Here is a 20,155-nt window from a genome sequence, read left to right on the forward strand (position 1 = left end):
TCCCGATTCGGGAACCTTTCTTTTATATGGTATAATATTATAAAATTCATTTATCAAACCAATATCTTATGATAAAATAGCAGACATAGCCAAGCATGGAAGGTGTGATGGAGTTGAAGAAAATTACTGCGGCAGACAAAATATACAAGGCTGCCAAGCATTTGTTTTACGAACACGGCTACTACGGTACCACGACACGGGACATAACCGCCAAATCCAAAACCAATTTGGGGTTGATCAAATACTACTTCAACAGCAAGAAAGTGTTGGCCTATAAAATGCTCAAGGAGATCGTGGATGAAGTATCCGGTTCCGTGGACAAACACTTGAACCATTTTGAAGATCCCTTGCTCTATGCCATGACCTACACCAATGCATTCTTGAATTTGATATTCAATGATCCCCGGGTGGAAAGTTTTATCGTGGAAGCCTTTTCCGACGAGATCATGGAGGATCTGGATGAAGCCTTTTACCGATCAAATCTATATACCTTGAACCTGCTGATCCTGGAAAAGAACCAATTCGCTCCGGAGTTCGGCGTCCATCAAACCATCCAACTGAATTTCTACACCTATCACAACACCATCAAATCCCTTGGTCGCATGCGGTTGAAAGGCAAGCTGATCCTGAGCGACGACCAATTTCGCCATTTTGTACTGAAAACTACCTATTTCGGCCTTGGCGTCGATGTCGATCAGGAAGTAGAACGAATGGAGAAATCCTACAAGATCAGCAAGGAGATCGAACAGGAAAACGTTCGCATCCAGAATCCAAAACAAATTTTTATGTCATAAAAAGGGCCGCTCGGCAAGAGCAGCACTTTTTTTTATTTTTTCCCTTGTTTACCATGGGGACAATGACTTGCTCAAATTTTTGATGTCGTCGCTCCGAATTGGTGACCTTCTCGTCTTTTCCCCAAAACCACCCGGTCCAACCCTGCCAGGTCCTGCAACACTTCTATGGATCCAAAACCGACTTCTTCCATGATCCTTCTGACCGCCTGGGCCTGGGAACTCCCGATCTCAAAGAGGAGGACCCCCCTTTCTTCAAATGCCCTGGCGCTTGCCTTGCGATTTCTCGATAAAAGTCCAAACCGTCTTCCCCGCCGTATAGAGCTTTGACCGGTTCGAATTCAACCACGTTGGCATCCAATCCCTTCATCTCTTCCCTATCGATATAGGGAGGATTGGAGACGATGGCGTCAAAAATCCCTTCCACATTTTGAAAACAGTCGCTCCAAACAAATTGGATCCGATCGGCGACTCCCATCTTGTCTGCATTTTTCTTCGCAGTTTTCAAAGCATGGGGATCTATATCCACTGCCGTCACCTTCACTTGGGGAAGGTATCTTGTCAGACTGATGGCAATGGCGCCGCTTCCCGTGCCTATATCCAGTACATGGACAAAACCGGTTTTTTCTTTCAACATATCCATGGCTGCTTCTACCAGGATCTCCGTATCCGGCCTTGGAATAAGTACATGGGGGTCCACTTCCAGTTCCAACCCCATAAACTCTTTCTTTCCTGTGATGTAGGCGACCGGTTCCAATCTGCTTCTTCGCTGGATGTCCTGAAGAAAGGATCTTTCCACTTCCGGAAGGACTCTTTCATCCCCATGACTCAAAAAATAGACCCGGTCCTTGGAGAGCCGATTTGCAAGCAACACTTCGCTGTCCAACCGGGGAGTGGGGATCTCTTTCTCTTTCAACAACCTGGTTCCTGTTACAAGAAGCTCCTGTATGTTCATTCTTCCTCCTGAATGCATGATGCTTGCGCTGGAAATGGATAAGAAAAAAATCAGCTGCAAGCAGCTGATTATTCCTGTTCTTCGTCTTTAATGCCGTATTTTCTCTTGAATCGGTCTACTCTACCACCAGTGTCGATTAGTTTTTGCTTTCCTGTGAAGAATGGATGACACGCGGAGCAGATTTCCACTTTCAACTCTTCTTTGACAGAACCAGTTTCAAAAGTGTTACCGCACGCACATTTCACGATCGATTTATTGTAATTAGGATGAATTCCTTCTTTCATCTCATTCACCTCTTTTCTAACATCTATTGATTTGCATCTAATACATTATACCAAGGTTCTTTCGAAATATCAAATATTTTTCATATTCTTTTTTGGAACAGAATACTGCCTATGGATCCTATCGAACCTGGGTGCCTGATGGCAGATCTCCATCGATGGTCACCAGGTTCAAAGTGGAATCATCCGCAGCCGCCAGGATCATGCCCTGAGATTCTACGCCCCGCAATTTGGTTTTCTTCAGGTTGGTGACCACTACTACCTTTTTCCCCACCATTTGGTCCGGTGCATAGAAGTTGGCAATTCCCGAAACGATCTGCCGACTCTCTTCTCCGATCTGGACCTTCAATACCAAAAGTCGGTCTGCATCCGGATGTTTGGTACATTCCACGACGGTGGCGACCTTCAGCTCCACCTTGGCAAAATCATCAATGGTGATCTCGCTGTTTTGGGTGGTTTCCGGAGCCTTTTCCTGTTTCTTGCCTTTTCCCTTTTTCTCTGCCTTGCCTTTTCCCGCTTCTTCTTTTTCCAGTTCCACTCGGGGAAACAGATTCTCCGTTTTTTTCATGGCTGCGGTAAAATCATAAGCACCAGGGGTCTTCAGACTTTCCCACGTCAGGTATTCTTCAGGGATCTGAAGTTGTTCTTTCATCTTTTCCGCTGTGGCGGGAATGAAGGGGGATACCAAAACCGTGACAACACGGAGGGTATCTGCCAGCTGGAACATGACCTCTGCAAGGCGGTCTGCCTGCTCCGGATCTTTACCCAGGATCCAGGGTGTGGTCTCGTCAATGTACTTGTTGGCACGGGATATGAGCTTCCAGATGACGCTTAGAGCATTGCTCAATTCCAGCTTTTCCATGTGCTCTTCCAGCAATTCTGGCGTTTCCGCGATCCGTTTTTTCAGATCCTCATCGATGGCTTCCCCTTTTCTAGTGGCCGGGATGACACCGTTGAAGTACTTTTCCACCATGGCGACGGTCCTGCTGAGCAAGTTTCCCAGGTCGTTGGCCAGGTCGGAATTGATCCTGGAAACCAGAGCTTCCTCATTATAGATGCCGTCGGCGCCAAAGGTCATTTCCCGCAAGGCAAAATACCGAAGGGCGTCCACGCCGTATTTATTGGACAATACCACCGGATCGATGACATTGCCTTTGGATTTGGACATCTTTCCGCCTTTGAGCAGGATCCATCCATGTCCGAACACCTGCTTTGGCAGAGGAAGATCCAGCGCCATCAGCATGATGGGCCAGTAGATGGTGTGAAATCGCAAAATATCCTTTCCGATCAGATGGACATCCGCCGGCCAGTATTTATCCATCAGCTGGGGTCGGTCGTTCATGTATCCCAGTGCGGTGATGTAGTTGGACAATGCATCGATCCAGACGTAGACCACGTGGCCGGGATCAAAATCCACCGGCACCCCCCAGTCGAAGGTGGTCCTGGATACACACAGATCCTGCAAGCCCGGCTTGAGGAAGTTGTTGATCATTTCATTCTTTCTGGATTCCGGCTGGATGAACTGAGGGTTGTCTTCTATGTGCTGGATCAACCGTTCCGCGTACTTGGACATTTTGAAGAAGTAGGCTTCTTCCTTCTCCTGACGGACTTCCCGTCCGCAGTCGGGACATTTTCCGTCCTCCAGCTGGGTCTCTGTCCAGAATGCCTCACAAGGGGTGCAATACCATCCTTCATAAAAAGATTTATAGATATCTCCTTGCTCGTATAATTGCTTGAAGATCCGCTGCACCGATTTTTCATGCTCCGGATCCGTTGTCCGGATAAAGTCGTCGTAATCGATGTTCATCAATTCCCACAGGTCCTTGATGTCTTTGACGATGGGATCCACATATTCCTTGGGTGTCACGCCTTGTGCCTTGGCTTTCTCTTCGATCTTCTGTCCGTGCTCGTCGGTTCCCGTCAGGAAAAACACATCGTACCCGGTCATTTTCTTGAATCGGGACAAGGCGTCCGCCGCCACCGTTGTGTAGGTGTGGCCAACGTGCAATTTGTCGCTGGGATAATAAATTGGTGTCGTGATATAATATGTAGGTTTCATGGCGCCTCCTTTGATCTATATAATAAAAAAACTCTCCTCCCTGTAAAGGACGAAAGTCTACTATCGTGTTACCACCTTTTTTCATGCACCTGAAACGGTGCACCTCATGTGTATTTTCATACAACTATTGTAACGCTTCGCGTACCGAACTACTTGATTTCATCCGATCGACTCCAAGACCATCTTCCGCTGCTTGTCCCCACCGGCTCTCAGCAACCCGGCTCTCTGTATGTTTCAACACAGCATACTCTTCTTTTCATTGTCTTTGTCTATGCACTTGTCACTTAACATTATATCCAATTCCCTTGATTTTTCAATACTTTTCTTCGATCCGGGTCTTTTGAGGCCTTAAATGTATCTTAACATCATTTACATTTTATAGGTATATATATATAATATGGATAATGGCTGTGACAAATGCACCCAGAATGTGCATCTGCTCAATTTCTTGTGGGTGTATGGTATTTATTTCCTACAACACATTGTGTGCGATTAAATTTTCTGTTATAATGTCATAAGTCATCAATATATTTTTTGGAAAGGGAGAGATATTTATGAAATCGACAGGCATTGTAAGAAAGGTTGACGAATTGGGCAGAATCGTCATCCCCATCGAGCTTCGGAGGACCCTGGACATCAACATCAAGGACTCTTTGGAGATTTTTGTAGACGGAAGCTACGTCGTATTGAAAAAATACGAACCGGCTTGCATCTTCTGCGGAAACGCAAAAGACGTCATCAACTACAAAGGGAAGAACATTTGTCCGGAATGTTTGACGGATCTTAAAAAGTAAAAACAAGAAAGCATCCATAGGCAGGATGCTTTTTTTATTTCATGAATATGTCGTAGATCTCCCGTTTGGGAACTCCTCGATCTTTGGCGATGGTTTTCACGGCTTCTTTTTTTGTCTGCCCCTGAGACAGATAATGGTCCATATGCTGCTCCAGGGTCCAGTCCTGCCAGAAGGTCTCCGCATTTTTATCGTTTTCCAGCTGTAGCAGCACTACGTATTCCCCTCTTGGCCGCTGATTTTCCATTTCCATTATTGCCCGGGAAATATTTCCACGCCAAACTGTTTCGTGGATCTTGGTCAATTCCCGTACCAGTGAAACAGTTATGTCCCCCAGTTCCTCCAGGAGGACTTTTAGTGTTTTTTGAAGTCGATGGGGTGCTTCGTACAAAATTGCTGTCCCTTTCATGGATCGCAATTGGTCCAGCTGCTCCTGTCGTTCTGTCTTGTTCGGGGAAAGAAATCCAAGGAAGCAAAAGGATCTGGCACTCAACCCGGAAATGACCAGGGCGCTGACTGCCGCATTGGCGCCGGGTACGATGGTGACGGGGATGTCCTCTTCCAGACATCGACGAACCAGTTCTTCCCCCGGATCCGAGATCCCCGGCGTTCCCGCATCGGAAACCAGTCCGATGCTTTTTCCTTCCGTCAGAGCCTTCACCAGTTCTTCACTGCGCAATTTTTCGTTGTGTTGATGATAACTCACCATGGGTGTCGTGATCTCATAGTGCTGGAGCAATTTTCGAGTGTGACGGGTATCTTCCGCTGCGATAAGAGATACTTCCTTCAAGGTCCTCACGGCGCGAAAGCTCATATCCTCCAGATTTCCGATCGGCGTTGCCACCAGGTACAATGTTCCCAGGCTGCTTTGATCCGTGTCCATGGTCATCCTCGAAAAACGTCGTCCCGAATAATGGTCTCGCTTCGATTGGGTCCTACAGATACGATCTTCGCCGGGATCCCGCTGATCTCTTCGATCTTGGCCACATACTTTTTCGTGTTTTCCGGCAGTTCGCTGAAACTCTTGCACATGGTGATGTCTTCGTTCCACCCATCCAACTCTTCATAGACCGGCTTGCAGGCTGCCAGATCTTTCAGAGACGCAGGGAAATCATGATGCACTTTGCCGTCTTTCTCATATCCTACACAGACTTTCAGCTTTTCAATGCCGGTAAGGGTATCCAGCTTTGTAATGGCCAAAGCCGTCAATCCGTTGATCCTGGTGGAGAATTTCAAGATCACTCCATCGAACCAACCGCATCTTCTGGCTCGTCCAGTGGTGGTTCCATACTCTTTTCCCACCTGACGGATGTATTCTCCCGTCTGGTCGAAAAGCTCCGTAGGGAAAGGACCTTCGCCAACACGGGTGGTATAAGCTTTCACCACACCCAACACTTCATGGATGGCGCCCGGTCCGACGCCGGTACCGGTGCTGACTCCACCGGAGCCGGGATGGGAAGAAGTGACATAGGGGTAGGTTCCAAAATCCAGATCCAGAAGGGTCCCCTGGGCTCCTTCGAACAATACCCTTTTATCTTCTCGAATATAATCATAGACGTTGACGGATGTATCCCTGACATACTTTTGCAGCTGCTGTCCGTAGACCAGATAGGTTTCCAAGATCTCTTCATAATCCAAGGGATCCCCACCATAGATCAGGGTGATGATCTTGTTCTTTTCTTCCAGCAACGTTTTCAGTTTGTCCGAAAACAGCTCCCGGTCCATCAGATCGCAGATCCGGATCCCGGAGCGGCTGGTCTTGTCCATGTAGGCCGGTCCGATCCCTTTTTTTGTGGTCCCGATCTTCTTGTCTCCCAAACTCTCTTCCGACAATTCGTCCAGGAGCTTGTGATAAGGCATGATGACATGGGCCCGGTCGCTGATGGTCAATGCTTCCGTTGCTACCCCGTCCTTCTCCAAATAATCGATCTCGTCCAGCAGGGCTTTTGGATCGATGACAACGCCGTTTCCAATGATGCAGGGCTTGTCCGGATTGATGATCCCCGATGGGATCAGGTGGAGTTTGTACTGCTTATCTCCTACTTCCACCGTATGCCCGGCGTTGTTTCCTCCCTGGTATCGCACCACTACTTCCGCCTGTTGGGCCAGATAGTCGGTGATTTTCCCTTTTCCTTCATCGCCCCACTGGGCTCCTATTACTACAACACTACTCATCGCTTTGTCTCCTTTCAGGATCGGTCCAAGATTTTTCTGGCCACGTATACGCCATTTACAGAAGCTTGCATCAATCCCCTGGTCACTCCTGCTCCATCCCCCATGACGTGGAGGTTTTCAATATTGGTTTCAAAATCGTCATTGACCTTGATCTTATTGGAATAAAACTTCACTTCCACGCCGTAAATCAAGGTTTCATCATTGGCCAAACCTGGAGTGACATGGTCCAGGGCCTGGATCATTTCCTCGATGTCCTTCATGATCCGGTAGGGCAATACCAGACACAGATCTCCCGGTACCGCATCCTTTAGGGTGGGCTGGATGTTGTTTCGCACCAGTCGGTTTTCCGTGGTGCGACGTCCCCGACGAAAATCCCCATATCGTTGGACGATGATCTTGTTGCCGGAGAGCATGTTGCCAAGTCCGGCGATGTACTTCCCATAAGAAATGGGTGAATTGAACGGTTCTGTAAACCCTTTGGACACCAACAAGGCAAAGTTGGTGTTGTTGGTCTTCATGCTTTCCGCCTTGTAGCTGTGTCCGTTGACCACCGCCAGGTTGTCGTCGTAGTATTCCGTTGCAACGACTCCTCCGGGATTGGAGCAAAAGGTTCGCACTTTGTCGTCAAATGTCTTCGTATAATAAACCAACTTGCCTTCGTACATGACATCATTGATTTCTTTCATGATTTCATTGCGGCATTCCACCCGTACGCCGATATCCACCTTACCGACTTCCGTGTCCACGCCGTTTCTCCTGCAGATCTCTTCAAACCACTCGGAACCATCCCGGCCGACGCCAACGACGATCCGGTCTGCATAGTAAAGTTTATCGGCCTCAACACCAATGGCTTTATCGTCTTCGATCAGGATCTCTTTCACCGGATTTCGAAACAGGATCTCCACTCCGTTGGAAAGCAAGTGGTTCTGCAATTTAGTGTAGATCTCATACCCTACTTCCGTTCCTACATGGCGTATGGGACACTCGATCAGTTTCAAGTCGCTTTGTATGGCCTTGCGGCGGATCTCGGCGATCTTTTCTTCGTCATCGATCCCATAGATCTTGTTGTCTGCGCCAAATCCCAGATAAATGTCATCCACGTAACGGATCAGTTCTTCCGTTTCTTCGTACCCGATGTATTCCGGTAGCTCTCCGCCCACTTCCGGCGACAGCGAAAGCTTTCCGTCGGAATAGGCACCGGCACCGGCGAATCCGGTGGTGATGTTGCAGGGAGTACACCCCACACATTTGTTGGTTCGGCGTTTTGGACAAATCCTTTTTTCGATGGAATTCCCTTTTTCCAGCATCAGAATTTTCATATCCGAATTTTTCTTGATCATTTCCATGGCGCAGAAGATCCCGGCAGGACCTGCACCGACGATGATCACATCATATTTTTTCATTATTCATTTCCCCATCCTCTTGGTTTATGCCAACATTATCGGCATGGCAAACCACTATACATACTAACAGATTATTCAGAACATGGCAACAGAAAAACGAACTTTTATTAAGGTTTTTGATAAATTGTTCGTAATCTATTGTTCTCCGTATTGTGCCAAATTGCCGAATTGAGTGAACTCTTCATGCCATGAAAGGCGCACCATGCCCGTGGCTCCATTTCTTTGCTTCGCAATATTCAGTTCTGCCACGTTCTTTTCTTCCGGATCTTTGGAGTAGTAATAATTACGAAACAGCATCATTACCACATCCGCATCCTGCTCGATGGCACCCGACTCTCTCAAGTCGGATAGAATGGGACGATGATCCGTTCTGGCATCCGGCGCCCGGCTCAACTGGGACAGGGCCACTACGGGACATTTCATTTCTCTTGCCAGGGCTTTGAGGGCCCGTGAAATGGCAGAGATCTCCTGCTGCCTGTTTTCGCTTCGCTTGGATCCTTCCATCAATTGAAGGTAGTCGATCAAAATCAAATCCAAGCCGTGCTCCAGTTTCAGCCTCCTGGCTTTTGAGCGCATCTCCATGACCGTCACACCTGGAGTATCGTCGATGTAGATCTTACTTTTGGACAGGACGGAGCTGGCATAGGCCAGTTTTTGCCAATCCTTGTCCGTCAAGTTTCCCGTTCGCAGACTCTGGCTGTTGATGTGGGCCTCGCTGCACAGCATCCGCTGTGTCAATAGTTCCTTGGACATCTCCAGGCTGAATACGGCAACGGACTTCCCTTCCTTCACCGCCGCATGCTGGGCCATGTTCAAGGCCAGGGCCGTTTTTCCCATGGATGGTCTGGCGGCGACCAGAACCAGGTCGGCCTTTTGCAATCCGGCCGTCATATGATCCAGATCAACGAATCCTGTAGGGACACCGGTGATCCGGGAATTGTTCTTCTGGATCTCTTCGATGCTCTCCAATGTACCCACCAAGGCTTCTTTGATGTGGACGAAATCTCCTGTTTTTTGACGCTGGGACAGATCAAAGATCTGTTTTTCCGCCAATTCCAAAACGGCATCTGCTTCTTCTGCATTGTTGTAGCATTCTTCGATGACCTCCATGGAAGAGGCGATCAAGCTGCGCAGCAATGCTTTTTCACGAACGATCTCGCAATAAGTCCGGATATTTCCGCTGACCGGCACCGACTCCACCAGTTCTGCCAGGTACACCCGTCCCCCAACCTTGTCCAAGACGTTGGAATCTTTCAATTTGCTGGACAGGGTGATGATGTCCACCGGCAGATCTTCCTTGAAAAGATCCGATATCCCTTCAAAAATCGCCTTATGCTGTGCGTTGTAAAACATATTCGAGTCGCTGATCAACTCCGTTGCCGTGGCAATGGCGTCTTTGCTGATCAACATGGCTCCTAAAATGGATTGTTCCGCTTCAATATTATGAGGCGGTACTTTTGTCAGGCGCTCTGCCATGGTTTTTCACCTCTTCATTGTGCATCGACAAGAACCGTCAAGTCTCCGGTCACGCCGGCATAGGTTTTGATGCTGACTGTGAACTTTCCGATGTGACGGATCGGTTCACTTAACAAGATTTTTCGCTTGTCCACATCGTATCCGAATTGTTCCTTCAGCGCCTCTGCCAGATCCTTGCTGGTGATCGACCCGTACAGACGTCCGTCTTCCGCCGCCTTTTCCTTCATCTTCAATACGGTGCTGTCCAGAGTGGCTGCCAGGGCTTTTGCTTCATCCAATTCCTTCTGCAGGGCTGCTTCCACTTCTTTTCTTTCTTCTTCGTTCTTCTTCAAGTTCTCTTTGGTTGCTTCCAACGCCAATCCTTTCGGAAAGAGGAAGTTTCGGGCATACCCATCCTTTGCATTGACAACATCCCCCTTTTTCCCCATGCTCTTTACGTCTTGCAGTAATATTACTTTCATTTTGTTTCTCCTCCCTAAACGTACTTGTTTATTACCTGTATCAATTTTTCTTTTGCTTGTGCCGGATCCACCCCCGGCAATTGGGCCCCGGCCATGTTCATGTGTCCTCCACCGCCAAGTTCTTCCAAGATCCGCTGCACGTTCACTTTACCGTAGGACCTGCCGCTGATGATGGCTCCTTCTCCATTTTGGGCAAGGACGAATGCCGCTTCCACACCTTGAATGTTCAGCATGGCGTCTGCAGTCTGGGCAGCGATCAGTTGGACTTTTTCGCTGCGGTTTTCCACCACCGCCAGCGCGACCCCTTTTTCAACAAACTCGATCTCTTTCAATGCTTCCGACTTGGCTACCAGTATTTCCAGGTCGTCTTTGAGATACTCTTTTGCTTTCAAGGTATCCGCCCCTTTTTTCCTTAAAAAGGATGCGGCCTCAAAGGTCCGTACTCCTGTTTTGAAGCTGAATCCTTTTGTGTCCATGTGGATCCCTGCCAACAGGGCCGTTGCTTCCAGTTCTGTCAGGTCGATCTCTTCGTCGATGTATTCGATGACTTCCGTCACCAGTTCGCAGGTGGACGATGCGTAGGGCTCGATGTAGGTCAAAACAGCTTCCTCGATAAAGTTGGATGCCCGTATATGGTGGTCGATGATGATCACCTTCTCCGCTTTAGCCAGCAATTCCACATCCTGGACCAGGTCTTTCCGGTGCACATCCAAAATGACAAGAAGGGAATCCGTCGTCCATTTTTTTCGGGCCGATTCTCCCCGAAGCATCATTTCTCCATAGCCCGCTCCCAACATATCCTTGTACAATACATCAATGGACGGATTACTGTCATCTATTACCATAAATGCCGGTTTATTCAAGAACATAGTGGATCGATAAATACCCAGTGCCGCTCCCAATGCATCGATATCCGGCAATGCATGCCCCATGATGAATACCTGGTCCGCATTTTCGATCAATTCCTTGATACCATGGGCCTTCAGTCTGGCTTTGGTCTTGGTCCTCTTTTCCAAAGCCTGGGTTTTGCCGCCAAAATAGCTCACTTTTTCGTTTCTTCGCACCACCACTTGATCTCCGCCTCGGGCCAATGCAATGTCCATGGCCGACTTGGCCAGATCCTTGCGCTGTACAAAAGAGATGTCGTCATCGGAGAATCCGATGCCCATGCTCACCGTTATGGGGATCTTGTTGCCGCTTTGTGTCTCCCTCATGGTATCCAAAATGGTGAATTTCTTGTCTTCCATGGCATAGAGATGCTGCTGCTCAAATACCAGCACGTATTGATCCTGTTCATATTTGTTTACCAGTGCGTCGTATTCCTTGCACCAGGAACCGATTTTTTGGTCGATGATGGCATTGATCAGGGGACGATAACTTTCATTGGTGCTGCTCAGTATTTCGTCGTAGTTATCCACCTGCAGATACGCCACCACAGGCCGTTCCATTTCATATTTTTTCTTCAATTCTTTCCAGTCGCTTTGGTCGATCCAATATAGAAGAAAAATTTGTTCATCTTTGGCGTTGGTGACCGGTTTGGTATAGACCCGATAGTGCCTGTCACGAAGTTGGAACTCGGACCACTGCTCTTCTTCCCCGGTCAATATGTCAAAATCAAATTCCGGAAAGATCTTTGTATATTTTTTGTTCAGAATATTGGCTTTGCTCCCCAAAATGGTTCGAAACCTGCTGTTGTACCAAAGGATGGTTTCGTCTTTCCGCAAGATGATCAAGGGAAAAGGCAATTCCATCATGATGTTTTGGGATGCGGCGTCCATGTCCAACTGAAGATTTTCCACAACATGCCGCCATCTCTCTTCACTTTCCACGTCCACCCTGTATTTGTAATAGATCAAATACACGAGAATGAAGCTGCCCAGGACAGCCAGTGGAATGGTATAGAAATACAGGATCCCGACCAATATGCCGATGATCCACAGATATATGTTTGTATTGGGAACAAAAAAACCGATCAATCGTTTGTTGTCCAGGGGTACTCCTCCTCTTTGAAACCGACAAGAATATTATATCATATCAGAGTTTGGCTCGCTTCATATAAAAAAAGATTCCCATAAGGGAATCTCTCATTCTGAAGTATAGGGCAATAAGGCGATGCTTCTTGCTCTTTTGATTGCTACCGTCAACTCTCGTTGATGCTTCGCACAATTTCCTGTAACACGTCTCGGAAGGATCTTTCCTCGTTCGGAAACGTATTTTCCCAAAGTTTTCAAATCTTTATAGTCGATTGCGCCAGATTTGCTTTCGCAAAAATTGCAGACTTTTTTTCTAGTTCTTCGAAATGGTCTAGCCATTGATTTACCTCCTCATTTAAAATGGAAGATCGTCATCATCGTCTTCCAACGGTTGAAAATCATCCATTGGAACGCCAAAATCCGAATTGCTGTTTCGATTTTGATCCTGTTTTGCCGGGGAATACCCGCCGGAACGGTTCTGATTTCCACCAGAACTCAGGAATTCAATTTCTTCACATACGACTTCGGTAACGTATCTTCTTCCTCCATCGTTTGCTTCGTAAGATCTTGTTTGAATCCGTCCGCATACACCTATTTGGCTGCCTTTACCCACATATTTCGAAGCGGTCTCGCCCTGTGCGCCCCAGGCGACACAGTTGATAAAATCCGTTTCTTTTTCGCCGTTTTGATTTTTAAAACGACGATCGATGGCAATGGTAAAAGACGCCACTGCTGTGCCCTTTTGGGTATACCTTAATTCAATATCTTTTGTCAAGCGACCTACGAGTACGACTTTGTTCATTATTTATCACTCCGATTATACTTCTTTTTTTATGGTCAAGTGTCGGACAAAATCTTCGGAAATTTTAAAACCGTGGTCCAAATCTGCCAGAAGTTCGTTGGTTCCCTTGTAATTTACAAGGACGTAATAACCTTCTGTGAATTTGTTTTTGATTTTGTACGCCAGTTTTCTTTTGCCCCATTCTTCGACATTCTCCAATTCGCCTTTTGCGGAAATCATCGTCTTGATTTTTTCAAGACTCTCTCCCACTTGTTCTGTCGTCAATTCCGGGTTAAAGATGATTATTGTTTCATAACTGTTCATTCATTTCACCTCCTCTTGGACTATGGCCCTCAAAATGAGAGCAAGGATGCACGCAGTGTTCTTATTATACCACAACTGGGTTGGAGCACAACTTTTTTTTCTCAAGTTTCCTTGGTTTCATTGGTTTCCAGGATCCGCTTTACTCTTTTCTCGAATTTTTCCCGATCCAGCATTACGATCCTTCCGCAACCCTGGCATTTCATTTTAATGTCCATCCCGGTTCGAATGACCACCCAGGTGACACTTCCGCAGGGATGCTTCTTTTTGGTTTCCACAAGATCTCCGATTTTCACATCCACCTTTTGTTCCTCCTGTCTGCAACAAACATCTAAATAAAGAAATAACCGATGTAAAAGTACTGGGCAATGCTGGAGTTGTTCAGTGCATTGATCACGCTTTCCATTTTAAACAGAATGGAAAGGGTATAGACTCCATTGACGATGACCAGGCTGATGAGGGCTCCTTCGATGACCCCGACGGCCACCCCGCCCAGTTTGTTCACGATATTGAGTCCGGGCAACTTCGCGATAAAATCCAGCAGTCCTGCAATGACAAAAATAATGATGCGGACCACAATGAACACCCCAAGAAAACACAAGGCGTACAAGATCATATCCGCCAAAGAAGCCGCCATGTCCACGCCTACTCCGGATGATGCACTATCCGTTATCAAACCTTCGATGACTTTGCGAACCGCTTCCGGCAGTTTCTCCAGGTCCAAAATGGAGATCCCGTTGGTAGAGCCGTCTGTAGCAAAACGCTCCTGCAGAAATTGGACCAGCTTGTCGTAATATCCAGTATTTTCCACAATAAATGCATATACGCTTTTATACAATACGGTTGCAACGATCAAGGACACAATGAAGGACACAACGGAAGCCAAAGACTGTACCAGTCCCCTGTTAAAATCCAAAACGATGTAAAAGCCAAAAATAAAAAGAATGAGTATGTCTACCCAGGACATGTTTTCTGCCTCCCTTAGTTCAACTGCTTCTTTTTGCTTTTTCTCAATTGCTGGATGCGAAAACCCTTGCCAATATACGCTCCAAGAAATGAAAATAGCACGACCAGCATCAAATTAATATTCATTTGTATGTAAATGTTGCTTTCCGGAAATAAATTCATGATCGAATAAAACGGGTTGTTCCAAAATAGGACCGGTGCACCCAGAAAATAGAACAAGTTGTAATTCTGGATCGTGGTCAATCCTTCCACTGTTCCTTGAAGTACCTGCGCACTCAGATTAAAGAGCAGCATGGGCAAAATGCACAAAAATCCGAAAAGAAGAAAGTCCGTCTCCTTTCCTTTCACCACTTCCCCTCCCAGCTTGAAACCGATAAAGGTCCAAACCAGCAGCGTCAATACGGTCATCAAAAGCATCAGTCCAGTAGATTCCTTGTTGATCAGCGTATTCAGTCCTGCCACCAACAAATGAACCAGGTTGCCGATCACCGCCCATTTCAATATAATATTCATCTTATCTTTCAATGATTCCTTCCCTCCGTCTCCACCTTGTTGTTTCACGTGAAACGTTATCGTTTTGACAACAATTCCATGATCCGTTCTAAATCGTCGTTTCCGTAAAATTCTATTTCGATTTTACCTCGATTGTTTTTTTCTTGAATGTTTACTTTTGTCCCAAATACATGTTGGAGCTGTTCCTCCAGATCTTGGATGAACAGTCGATCCAAAGCCGGATTCGGATCCTTTTCCTTCTTCACCGGTTTGTCCTTCTTCAGAGTCTGGACCAGCTTTTCCGCTTCCCGGACGCTTAATTTGTCTTTCAAGATCCTCTCCAGCAATATTTGCCGCTTTTCTCCTTCTAAAGAAAGAATGCACCGGCCGTGTCCTGGAGTTATGGTATTGTTTTCGATCAATTTTTGAATGTCCTTGGGCAAATTCAGCAAACGTAATGTGTTTGCGATGGCGGTCCTGCTTTTTCCAAGACGCTGGGCGATCTCCTGCTGGGTCAATTTGAATTGATCCATCAAATCCCGATATGCCGACGCCGCTTCGATCTCATTCAGATCCTCCCGCTGCAGGTTCTCGATCAAGGCCAATTCCATGATCTGCATTTCCGTAACGGACATGATGATGGCAGGAATTTCTTTGAGCCCTGCCATCTTTGCTCCCCTCCACCGTCTCTCACCGGCAATTATTTTATACCCGTCTTCTTCTTTGGAAATAACGATGGGCTGAATAACGCCGTGTTCTTTAATGGAAGAAGCCAGTTCTTCCAGTTTTTCCTTGTCAAAATTCACGCGGGGCTGGTTTTTGTTGGGATAGATCCGATCGATGGGAACATGCAGGACACCTTCGTTGTCTTTTGGCTGTTCTTCAGGGATCAGAGCTTGCAACCCCCGTCCCAATCCTTTTTTCGTCTTCATTGCTTCATCTCCGTTCTTCCTAGAAACTCCTTCGCCAAGGCTTCGTATGCTTCTGCACCTTTGGATCTGTCATCGTATTCCACAATGGACAATCCGTGACTGGGTGCTTCTGCAAGACGAACATTTCTCGGAATGACCGTCTTATATACTTGTTCTCCAAAATATCCGCATACTTCGTCCACAACCTGGAGTGATAGATTGGTCCTGCCGTCAAACATGGTCATTATGATCCCTTCGATATGCAATGGATTGTTTAAACCCCGTTTTACCAGATTCACCGTATTCATCAATTGGCTGACTCCTTCCAATGCATAATATTCGCACTGTATGGGAACAAGAATGGAGTCGGACGCCGCCAATGCGTTCAGGGAAATAAGTCCCAAGGAAGGAGGACAGTCAATGAAGATAAAGTCATATTTGTTTTTACAGCCTTCCAAGAATTTTCTCAATCGAATTTCTCGATCTTTCATGGCCGTCATCTCTATTTCAGCTCCGGCCAACTCTGGTTTGGACGGGACCAGGTCCAGATTCTCAAAATGAGTTTTAATTTTGATGTCTTCACAAGCTTCTTCATTGATCAACCCGTCATAAAGAGACAGATCCAGTATTTCTTTGTCGATTCCTAATCCGCTGGTCGTATTTCCTTGTGGGTCCGCATCCACCACCAATATTTTCTTGCCCATTTTCGCCAAATAAGTGCTCAGATTGATGTTGGTCGTGGTTTTCCCCACACCACCCTTTTGATTAAATACGGATATCGTTTTTGTCATAATCGCCCTCCATTGATTCATAGTACCATTCTACCATTAATCAATGCAATATCAATGCAGATTCACAACAAAGTTTCACGTGAAACACAAAAACAGGCTTTCACCTGTTTTTTTTGATAAGAATGCGTACTTCCAATCCATCGTCTTTTTCAATTTCATCATATGTTGCTTCCACGCCGGTTTTCAGTATTTCGGTGTAGGCCTGCTTCAAGGTATTTGTATAAATGCGAAGGTTGATCCTGCTTTTGATCTTTGCCCTGCTGGCGGGAGTCACTTTTCCGTCCTTGTCTCCCTGTAGGATACCATCCCGAATGTGTTCCACAAGTTCTTCCGTCTTTTTTACATTCAAGTCTCGCTGAACGACTTTCTTCAACGCTTCCAGCTGCAGTTCTTCGTCGGGGATCTTCAACAGGGCCCTCCCATGTCTTTCCGTCAGTTTCTCCTGCAACAACACGTCCCGAACTGGTTTGGACAGCTTCAAGATCCTCATTTTGTTGGCAATGGTGGACTGGCTTTTCCCCACCTTTTTCGCGATTTGTTCCTGGGTCAGATCATGGATCTGCATCAATTGGAAATAGCTTTCCGCTTCTTCCACAAAATCCAGATTCTCCCGCTGGATGTTTTCAATAAGAGCGATCATGGCAGAGTCTGAATCCGCAATGTCGCTGACGATGGCGGCGATCTGGGTCAGGCCTGCCAATTTTGCAGCCCGGTACCTTCTTTCTCCGGCAATCAATTCATACCGATTTTCGCTCAACTGCCGCACGGTTATGGGTTGGAGCACTCCATAGCTTTCGATGGATCGAGCCAACTCCCGTAAAGAGGTTTCCGAAAATTTCGTTCTTGGCTGATATGGGTTTGGTCCGATGTTTTCCAGTGGTATATAGACGATCTTCATTTCTTTCTTCATCCTGGTCCCCCTTTTTCTTTATAAAGGTTTTTTCCCTGGCAAGCCTTGTTTTCGGGGATATATTGCCGGTGTGGTCTTGGTTTTCCGGATCACGACGACAAATCGGGTGGCTTCATCTCCCGGTATTTGAACTTCCCTCACTTCTTCTAGAACACAATGAAGCTTCTTCATTGCATTTTTTGCCGCTTCCAGTTCCTCCCTGCATTTTGGTCCTTTGGCGGCAACTACCAGTCCCCCTACCTTGGCAAAAGGGATGCAGTACTCCAGCAAGGTGTTGAGAGATGCCACCGCTCGGGAAAAAACCAAGTCGAAGGCTTCTCGATATGTTTCTTCATGTCCCAGGTCCTCCGCTCTGCCATGGATCGTTGACACCTGATCCAGCTCCATCTGCTCCGTTGCCTTCTCCAGGAATTTCAATTTTTTCAACGTGGAATCCAAAAGGACTAGGTCCCAATCCGGATGGACGATTTTAAGAGGAATTCCGGGAAAACCCCCTCCTGTTCCCAGATCCAGGACTTTTTGGGAAGATGCTTCTCCCGGCCACATGGAAATGGAGTCCAGCAAGTGTTTTTGGATAAATTCTTCCGGCTGGGTAATGGCCGTCAAGTTCATTACTTTGTTTTCTTCCAAAACCAGGTCCATGTAATCCATCAGTTGTCGGACTTGCTCTTGGGAAACTTCCACGCCGACATTTTTAAGGCCTTCCTTCAACAGCTGATCTTCATTCATCGGTTTTCTCCCTTCGGCGAAAATTTTCCATGTGTACCAGCAACACCGAAATGTCTGCAGGCGATACGCCGGAAATGCGGGAAGCGTGACCGACGGAAATGGGTCGGATCTTGGAAAGCTTTTGCCTTGCTTCTGTTCTCAAGCCGCTTATTTTTTCATAATCCAAATTTTCCGGAATTTTTCGTCGTTCCAATTTTTTGAATTGTTCGACCTGGCTCCATTGCTTTTTGATATAGCCTTCGTACTTGATTTGTATTTCCACTTGTTCGATTACATTTATTGGCAATTTCGGGCGATCCGGATCAAATTTTTCAAGCTCAAAATAGCCCATTTCCGGTCTTTTTAAGAGTTCATAAAGGGTAAACCCCTTTTTCGAAAAAGTACTGTTTTTTCCGGCAAAAAACGCTTCTAATTCTTTCGTCGGTTTTACCATTACTTTTTTAACGCGCTCTATTTCATCTTGGACCGCTCTTTCCTTTATTTGGAATTTCTGATACCGCTCTTCTCCGATCAGACCAATGTCATATCCAATTTTTGTCAATCTCAGGTCTGCATTGTCCTGTCGCAGAATCAAACGATATTCCGCTCGGGAGGTCATCATCCGATATGGTTCCAGCGTTCCTTTGGTGACGATATCGTCGATAAGAACTCCTATATATGCCTGGGACCGGTCAAGAATCAAAGGAACCGTCCCTTCGAGTTTTTTAACGGCATTGATCCCTGCGATCAGCCCTTGGGCCGCTGCTTCTTCGTAGCCGCTGGTTCCGTTGATTTGCCCGGCAAAAAACAAGTGATCCACAGATTTGAATTCCAAGGAGGGTTTCAACTGGACCGGATCGATGTTGTCGTATTCGATGGCATAAGCCAATCGCATGATCTCCACATTTTCCATGCCTTCTACCGTTCTCAACATTTTCAGCTGCACTTCTTCCGGTAGACTGGAGCTCATTCCCTGAACATACATTTCGTAAGTGTCCCTGCCCTCCGGCTCGATAAAGATCTGGTGCTTCGGCTTGTCTGAAAAACGGACCACCTTGTCTTCGATGGACGGGCAATATCTAGGTCCCACGCCCTCGATGTCTCCGCTGAACAAGGGGGATCGGTGAAGGTTGTCCCGTATCACCTGATGGGTCTTTTCATTGGTGTAAGTCAAGTAACAGGGCAACTGGTCGATGTCGATCTTCTCCGTCTCAAAGGAAAAGGGTACGATCTGGGGATCTCCTTCCTGTATGGTCATTTTGGAAAAATCAACGCTTCGCTTGTCCACCCTGGCCGGTGTTCCCGTTTTGAAGCGGAGCAAACGGACCCCCAGCTCCCTAAGGGAACCCGACAGTTCGTTGGCACCGAACAGACCATTGGGCCCGCCATCGTAGCTGGTATCCCCAATGACGATCCTTGCCTTCAGATAGGTGCCGGTGGCCAGGATCACCGCTTTTGCCTGAAAGACGGCACCGGTCTTCACCACAACACCTGTGGCTTTTCCGTTTTCCACCAGCAATTCCGTTACTTCATACTGTTTCAGATGAAGATTTTCCTGCTTTTCCAGGGTCTGCTTCATTTCCTTCTGGTATTGAAGCTTGTCCGCCTGGGCCCGCAAAGAGTGGACTGCCGGTCCTTTGGCCGTATTCAACATCTTGCATTGGATCATGCTTTTATCGATGTTTTTGCCCATCTCTCCCCCCAGGGCGTCCAATTCCCGCACCAGGTGGCCTTTTCCAGTCCCCCCGATGTTGGGGTTGCAGGGCATCAGGGCGATGGAATCCAAATTCATGGTCACCAGCAGGGTTTTTTTCCCCAATCGGGCTCCCGCCAGAGCACTTTCGCAGCCGGCATGGCCTGCACCTACCACGATGATGTCATATTCTCCTGCTATATATGTCATTTCACAC

The 20,155-nt window shown here is 47.0% G+C and carries 22 protein-coding genes and 1 other annotated feature; of the genes, 2 read left to right on the plus strand and 20 right to left on the minus strand.

Features of this window, described 5'->3' with window-relative positions:
• Positions 1-107: 107 nt before the first annotated feature.
• On the plus strand, positions 108-794 hold the full coding sequence (locus tag J0B03_RS06850; RefSeq protein ID WP_207298896.1) for a TetR/AcrR family transcriptional regulator: 687 nt from the start codon (positions 108-110) through the stop codon (positions 792-794).
• A 163-nt stretch (positions 795-957) separates the two neighbouring features.
• On the opposite strand, the gene prmC is transcribed toward J0B03_RS06850, so the two are convergent.
• From prmC to metG, 3 genes are all read right to left on the minus strand, one after another.
• Complete coding sequence (prmC, locus tag J0B03_RS06855; RefSeq protein WP_207298897.1) at positions 958-1,746, minus strand: peptide chain release factor N(5)-glutamine methyltransferase; 789 nt, start codon at positions 1,744-1,746, stop codon at positions 958-960.
• A 68-nt stretch (positions 1,747-1,814) separates the two neighbouring features.
• Entirely contained in the window at positions 1,815-2,030 is a 216-nt protein-coding gene (gene rpmE, locus J0B03_RS06860; RefSeq protein WP_207298898.1) for a 50S ribosomal protein L31, read from the minus strand.
• A gap of 118 nt (positions 2,031-2,148) precedes the next feature.
• Positions 2,149-4,086: a methionine--tRNA ligase gene (gene metG / locus J0B03_RS06865; RefSeq protein WP_207298899.1), complete on the minus strand. Its 1,938-nt coding sequence runs from the start codon at positions 4,084-4,086 to the stop codon at positions 2,149-2,151.
• A gap of 42 nt (positions 4,087-4,128) precedes the next feature.
• Positions 4,129-4,355, minus strand: a binding site (T-box leader).
• Positions 4,356-4,640: 285 nt separating this feature from the next.
• Here metG and J0B03_RS06870 point away from each other — a divergent pair.
• A complete protein-coding gene (locus J0B03_RS06870; RefSeq protein ID WP_207298900.1) occupies positions 4,641-4,880 on the plus strand; it encodes an AbrB/MazE/SpoVT family DNA-binding domain-containing protein in 240 nt (79 codons plus the stop codon).
• A gap of 34 nt (positions 4,881-4,914) precedes the next feature.
• Here the strand turns inward: J0B03_RS06870 and rsmI are convergent, their stop codons facing one another.
• The 17 genes from rsmI to mnmG form a co-directional block, all read right to left on the minus strand.
• Positions 4,915-5,760 (minus strand): 16S rRNA (cytidine(1402)-2'-O)-methyltransferase, encoded by an 846-nt coding sequence (gene rsmI, locus J0B03_RS06875; protein ID WP_207298901.1) that lies wholly within the window; start codon positions 5,758-5,760, stop codon positions 4,915-4,917.
• A gap of 2 nt (positions 5,761-5,762) precedes the next feature.
• Positions 5,763-7,052, minus strand: coding sequence for an adenylosuccinate synthase (locus tag J0B03_RS06880; protein ID WP_207298902.1), 1,290 nt, complete (start codon positions 7,050-7,052; stop codon positions 5,763-5,765).
• Positions 7,053-7,066: 14 nt separating this feature from the next.
• Entirely contained in the window at positions 7,067-8,455 is a 1,389-nt protein-coding gene (locus tag J0B03_RS06885; protein WP_207298903.1) for an NAD(P)/FAD-dependent oxidoreductase, read from the minus strand.
• A gap of 135 nt (positions 8,456-8,590) precedes the next feature.
• Positions 8,591-9,931 carry a replicative DNA helicase gene (dnaB, locus tag J0B03_RS06890; protein WP_207298904.1) on the minus strand — a complete coding sequence of 447 codons (1,341 nt, stop codon included), beginning with the start codon at positions 9,929-9,931 and terminating at the stop codon, positions 8,591-8,593.
• Between the two features lie 14 nt (positions 9,932-9,945).
• Positions 9,946-10,392 carry a 50S ribosomal protein L9 gene (rplI, locus tag J0B03_RS06895; RefSeq protein WP_207298905.1) on the minus strand — a complete coding sequence of 149 codons (447 nt, stop codon included), beginning with the start codon at positions 10,390-10,392 and terminating at the stop codon, positions 9,946-9,948.
• Between the two features lie 14 nt (positions 10,393-10,406).
• Positions 10,407-12,368, minus strand: a complete 1,962-nt coding sequence (locus J0B03_RS06900; protein WP_207298906.1) for a DHH family phosphoesterase — start codon at positions 12,366-12,368, stop codon at positions 10,407-10,409.
• Between the two features lie 108 nt (positions 12,369-12,476).
• Complete coding sequence (rpsR, locus tag J0B03_RS06905) at positions 12,477-12,704, minus strand: 30S ribosomal protein S18 (protein ID WP_207298907.1); 228 nt, start codon at positions 12,702-12,704, stop codon at positions 12,477-12,479.
• Between the two features lie 16 nt (positions 12,705-12,720).
• A complete protein-coding gene (locus tag J0B03_RS06910) occupies positions 12,721-13,167 on the minus strand; it encodes a single-stranded DNA-binding protein (protein ID WP_207298908.1) in 447 nt (148 codons plus the stop codon).
• A gap of 15 nt (positions 13,168-13,182) precedes the next feature.
• Positions 13,183-13,470, minus strand: coding sequence for a 30S ribosomal protein S6 (gene rpsF / locus J0B03_RS06915; protein WP_207298909.1), 288 nt, complete (start codon positions 13,468-13,470; stop codon positions 13,183-13,185).
• Positions 13,471-13,571: 101 nt separating this feature from the next.
• Complete coding sequence (locus tag J0B03_RS06920; protein WP_207298910.1) at positions 13,572-13,769, minus strand: DUF951 domain-containing protein; 198 nt, start codon at positions 13,767-13,769, stop codon at positions 13,572-13,574.
• 29 nt (positions 13,770-13,798) lie between these two features.
• Complete coding sequence (locus J0B03_RS06925; RefSeq protein ID WP_207298911.1) at positions 13,799-14,434, minus strand: CvpA family protein; 636 nt, start codon at positions 14,432-14,434, stop codon at positions 13,799-13,801.
• Positions 14,435-14,448: 14 nt separating this feature from the next.
• The gene (locus J0B03_RS06930; protein ID WP_207298912.1) at positions 14,449-14,958 is read right to left on the minus strand and encodes a hypothetical protein; all 510 of its coding nucleotides are present in this window, start codon (positions 14,956-14,958) and stop codon (positions 14,449-14,451) included.
• A gap of 44 nt (positions 14,959-15,002) precedes the next feature.
• The gene (locus J0B03_RS06935; RefSeq protein ID WP_207298913.1) at positions 15,003-15,857 is read right to left on the minus strand and encodes a ParB/RepB/Spo0J family partition protein; all 855 of its coding nucleotides are present in this window, start codon (positions 15,855-15,857) and stop codon (positions 15,003-15,005) included.
• Entirely contained in the window at positions 15,854-16,627 is a 774-nt protein-coding gene (locus J0B03_RS06940; protein ID WP_207298914.1) for a ParA family protein, read from the minus strand. Before J0B03_RS06940 ends, J0B03_RS06935 begins: the two co-directional genes overlap by 4 nt.
• Positions 16,628-16,727: 100 nt before the next feature.
• Positions 16,728-17,537, minus strand: a complete 810-nt coding sequence (gene noc, locus J0B03_RS06945) for a nucleoid occlusion protein (protein WP_207298915.1) — start codon at positions 17,535-17,537, stop codon at positions 16,728-16,730.
• An 18-nt stretch (positions 17,538-17,555) separates the two neighbouring features.
• Complete coding sequence (rsmG, locus tag J0B03_RS06950) at positions 17,556-18,266, minus strand: 16S rRNA (guanine(527)-N(7))-methyltransferase RsmG (protein WP_207298916.1); 711 nt, start codon at positions 18,264-18,266, stop codon at positions 17,556-17,558.
• On the minus strand, positions 18,259-20,148 hold the full coding sequence (gene mnmG, locus J0B03_RS06955) for a tRNA uridine-5-carboxymethylaminomethyl(34) synthesis enzyme MnmG (protein ID WP_207298917.1): 1,890 nt from the start codon (positions 20,146-20,148) through the stop codon (positions 18,259-18,261). The genes rsmG and mnmG overlap by 8 nt, the downstream gene beginning before the upstream one ends.
• Between the last annotated feature and the right edge of the window lie 7 nt (positions 20,149-20,155).

It is taken from the genome of Alkalibacter rhizosphaerae, from assembly GCF_017352215.1.
GTDB lineage: Bacteria > Bacillota > Clostridia > Eubacteriales > Alkalibacteraceae > Alkalibacter > Alkalibacter rhizosphaerae.